Raw genomic sequence first — 3976 nt, 5'->3', positions numbered from 1 at the left:
AGCCTGTCGACGCCGATGATCAAGTCGCGTCCCTCGACGCTCTGCCGGGCCTTGCGGACCATGTTATTTGCCGAAGCTTTGCCTGCGAGTTCAGCGAAAGCCGCGGTCTCGATCCCAATTGGGTAGGCAGCTGCCTTGAACGTCCGTCCGTGTGAATCAAATAAGCCGTCGCCGAGGTCGTCCCCGATGCCCTCCCGCGTGAGATAACCGGCGAAATTCTGAAGATCATGGTCGGTCTGGAAGCCGAGAAGGTCGTAGTGCGACAATCCATGCATGATTTCCTCATGCACCGGCATCGTGACGAGCACGTCGGCTGATGGCCAGGGGATGTGCAGGAAGAAACCGATTCGGTTTTTCAGCCCTATCCGGCGCAGTTCCGCCGCCAGCGGAATGAGATGATAATCATGCACCCAGATGACGTCGTCCGGCTCGATCAGCGGCGCCAGCCTCTGTGCGAAGAAGCGGTTGACGCGGAAATAGCCGGCCATTTCCTTGCGGCCATACTCCGCAAGATCGAGCCGATAGTGGCAAACCGGCCAGAGAACGCGGTTGGCAAAGCCGTGATAATATTCCTCGACGTCGGTGTCGGTCAGGTCGGTCACGGCATAGGTGATGTTACCTTGCTGCCGCCGCGAGAGCATTTCCGGTTCACGGCTTCCGCTCGACTTGCCCGACCATCCCATCCAGATGCCCCCGCGTTCCTGGAGAGCGGCCTGCAAGGCGACGGCAAGACCGCCCGCCGGTGCCACGCCGTCTTTATCGGGAATCGGCACTCGATTGGAAACGACAACAAGCCGTGCCATTGCAAAGTCCTTTCAGGGAGTGTTCTAGCCGCGAATGGCCAATGATCCGATCAGTCCGCGAAGCTGCCGACATGGCAGGAGACCGAGACGCGCAGACGCGAGTCGACGAACTGCTAGACTTACCTCTTTTGACTTCGCCAACCAATACTTGGTCGATAACATCGTCGGTGATGACCAGTCCAGACGCCTTCTGCCACATGACATGCAATCAGGCTAGCGCCATTCCATCGCTTTGGGTTATCAATGTTCGGTGACGTTTTCGGGTTTGGCTTTTCAGTTTCGCGATCTTGGCCCAACTCGGACCTGACATTCTGTCACGGCTGGCGCCTCACCAGCCCCGCGGCACCGTAAGAAGACTTAGGCCGGCTGCTGCTGAAATTTTCGACCAACTGGTCGAATGACGCGACGACTCGGTCAGACGCGCCAACCGGTGGATATGGTTCAACCCGGCTGAACGGRCGCGTCCGGCCGGGTTGAGTCTGGAGCTTTACTTACCCATCATCTGCTTCGCGTTTTCGGGCGTAATGGCGGTGGTATCGACCGTTACTGTCGCCGGCACCGACGATGCGCAGTCCAGCAATATCGACTTAGCCATGTCGACCGCCTCTTTGCCTCCTGTCGGATAAGTGAAGGTCGCTGACCAGTCGCCCTTTGCGACTGCCTCGATCCCGCCTGCTGGACCCGGCAAGCCGTCGGTGCCGATGATCTTCACGCTCTTACCGGCACCTTTCGCAGCAAGTAGCGCACCCGCCGCCATCATGTCGTTGCTGGCATAGACCATCTTGATATCGGGATGAGCCTGCAGCATTGCCGCGAAGGCGGTCTGCGCTTTATCCGGCAACCAGTCAGCCGCTTGTTCCGCCACGATCTGGATCTTGGGGTTTGCCTTCACGCCATCTTTGAAGCCGTTGAGCCGTTCGACGGCTGGTGTCGAGCTCGGCAGCCCCTGCAGCACGGCCGCCTCGCCGCCATCCGGCAGAAGCGTCTTGCTCGTATATTCGCCGGCGGCCAACGCGATTTTGTAGTTATCTCCTCCGATGAAAGCTGTGTAGTCCTTGCCAGCCTCACCGTTTGTCTTGCGGTCAAGTTCGATGACCGGGATACCCGCGTCCATTGCCCGCTTGACGGCGGGCGTAAGCGGAGCCGCCTCGAAAGGCGAGATCAACAGAAGGTCAACCTTTTGGGTGATGAAATTGTCGACCTGCGATGTCTGGGTGTTGACGTTGCCCGCGCCGTCAGCGATCTGCAGCGTGAACTGCGGGACTGCCTTGGCGGCTGCCTCTAGTTCATCGTTGACGTGCTGGCGATAGGGCTCCGCATTGTTGGCCTGCGAGAAGCCGATGACGAACTCGCCATCCTTGGCACAAGCCTTCACCAGCGGATCGGCAGCGTGAGCCACGCCGGCAATAGCAAGGCATGACCCGGCCAGGAGCGCCATGCGTCCGGCATGCGACAGTCGAAGTGCATTCTGTGTCATTACTTTCTCCTCCACATTGATCCCGGATCCACCCTCCGGGTGATGCCGCCACACTACCTGCCCAATCCTTCGCGGCGACGAACGAGGGATTGAAGGACTGCCGCCAGAACGATAATTGCCGCTGTGGCAAGCAACTGCATCGCTGGCGTGATGTTGTTCAGCTGCAATATATTGGCCAAAGCGCCGAGCATGATCGTACCGGCGATTGTTCCGACCATTGAACCTGACCCGCCAAACAGGCTGGTTCCTCCGATGACGACAGCCGCGATGGCCGTCAATTCATATCCGGTCCCATCATTGGCACTCCCAAAATTGAATTGCCCGGCATGGACGATGCCAGCAAGCGCGGACGCAAAGCCGGTAATGGCGTAAACGGCGATCTTGATTGCTGAGACCGGAACACCTGAGATGCGGGCGGCGCGCTCATTTCCGCCGACGGCATAGACGTAACGGCCGAATCTGGTCGTGTTCAGCACCAGCGTGGCGATGCAGGCAAAGATCAAGAAGACGATCGTAGCCACGGGAACGACGTTGCCGAATAGCCGACCGCCCAGAATGGCAAAGATGGGCGGAGCGAGCCCAGGACCATCACCATAAGAGATATTGATGTATTGATTGTCCGACACAACGAGTGCAAGCCCGCGGGCTGCCTGTAGACCGGCGAGAGTCACGATAAACGCTTCAAGTCGAAACTTGCTTGAGATCGCTCCCTGGACCAACCCGAAGCAAATGCCCATCAGCAGCACTGCCAGCACCGTCGTGATCAGCCCAAAACCGCCTGAGACCATCAATGTTGCTGTTACCACGCTCGCAAGACCAAGTGTCGCCCCAACCGAGAGATCAATTCCGGCCGTGATGATCACGAACGTCATTCCGATCGCGATGATGCCAGTCTCAGACACCGCACGGACGATGTTGGCGATGTTGTCGGGTTGAATGAACAGGATGACACCGTGCCGACGCGGTGAAAAAATGATGCCCCCGGCGAAAACGAGTATAAGGCCGATCAAGCTTTGGAAGCGGACCAACACCGCAAGCGGATCCATCCGCTTGGCGGGCTGAATGGCTGGATTGGATGTAATTTGCTGTTCGGACATCAGGCCTCCCTCCCGTTGGCGGCCGCCAGGACTTCGTGTTCGTCGACGCCGCCAGAAAACTCAGCAACGCTGCTGCCGTTGCGCAAAACCACTATTCGATCGCACAGGCCGATCAGCTCGGGCATCTCGCTCGAAGCGACAAGAATGCCCAATCCCTCTGAAGCAAGTTTGCGCAGGCGGGCGTAGATTTCCCCCTTTGCGCCGACGTCGACGCCACGCGTCGGCTCGTCGAGAAGCAACAAGCGCGGATTTCCCAGCACTTCCTTTGCGAGGACGACCTTCTGTTGATTCCCCCCCGAAAGTGCCCCGACCGMGATCCCGGGATTCTTGGGACGGATGTCGAACTGGCCGAAAGAACTTTTGATCGCGTCCTCTTGGCGTCGCGCAGACATAAAGCCTCTTGGTGATATCCAGCGGATGATCGACATCACCAGATTGAGACCTACAGACATACGCAACATGAGACCGGCTCCACGCCGGTCATCGGTTACGAATGCCAGTCCTGCCCTGCGAGCAGCCGCGATCGATTTAAGCCTGGTCGGTCTGCCACCAATCGTAATGTCCCCATGCCATTGGCCCGGCACGCCTGTTCCGTAGAG

Annotated in this window: 4 protein-coding genes; all 4 read right to left on the bottom strand. The window is 58.6% G+C overall.

Features of this window, described 5'->3' with window-relative positions; genetic code table 11:
- Positions 1 to 803: alpha,alpha-trehalose-phosphate synthase (UDP-forming) (locus AC1D1Z_RS34765; protein WP_477853335.1), on the bottom strand; the 803-nt coding region annotated here is incomplete at its 3' end.
- 487 nt (positions 804 to 1290) lie between these two features.
- Positions 1291 to 2280, bottom strand: a complete 990-nt coding sequence (locus AC1D1Z_RS34760; protein WP_018247081.1) for a substrate-binding domain-containing protein — start codon at positions 2278 to 2280, stop codon at positions 1291 to 1293.
- 53 nt (positions 2281 to 2333) lie between these two features.
- On the bottom strand, positions 2334 to 3377 hold the full coding sequence (locus tag AC1D1Z_RS34755) for an ABC transporter permease (protein ID WP_018247080.1): 1044 nt from the start codon (positions 3375 to 3377) through the stop codon (positions 2334 to 2336).
- Positions 3377 to 3976, bottom strand: a 600-nt coding sequence (locus AC1D1Z_RS34750; protein WP_477853334.1) for an ATP-binding cassette domain-containing protein, incomplete at its 5' end; no start/stop codon positions are given. The genes AC1D1Z_RS34755 and AC1D1Z_RS34750, both read right to left, overlap by 1 nt.

The sequence above is a fragment of the Rhizobium sp. P1_E1 genome, from assembly GCF_056406015.1.
This window is presented reverse-complemented; position numbering and strand designations above follow the sequence as displayed.

Excerpts from the sequence above, each read along its gene's own strand:
- AC1D1Z_RS34760 (WP_018247081.1), bottom strand. The coding sequence starts at position 2,280 with ATGACACAGAATGCACTTCGACTGTCGCATGCCGGACGCATGGCGCTC.
- AC1D1Z_RS34755 (WP_018247080.1), bottom strand. The coding sequence starts at position 3,377 with ATGTCCGAACAGCAAATTACATCCAATCCAGCCATTCAGCCCGCCAAG.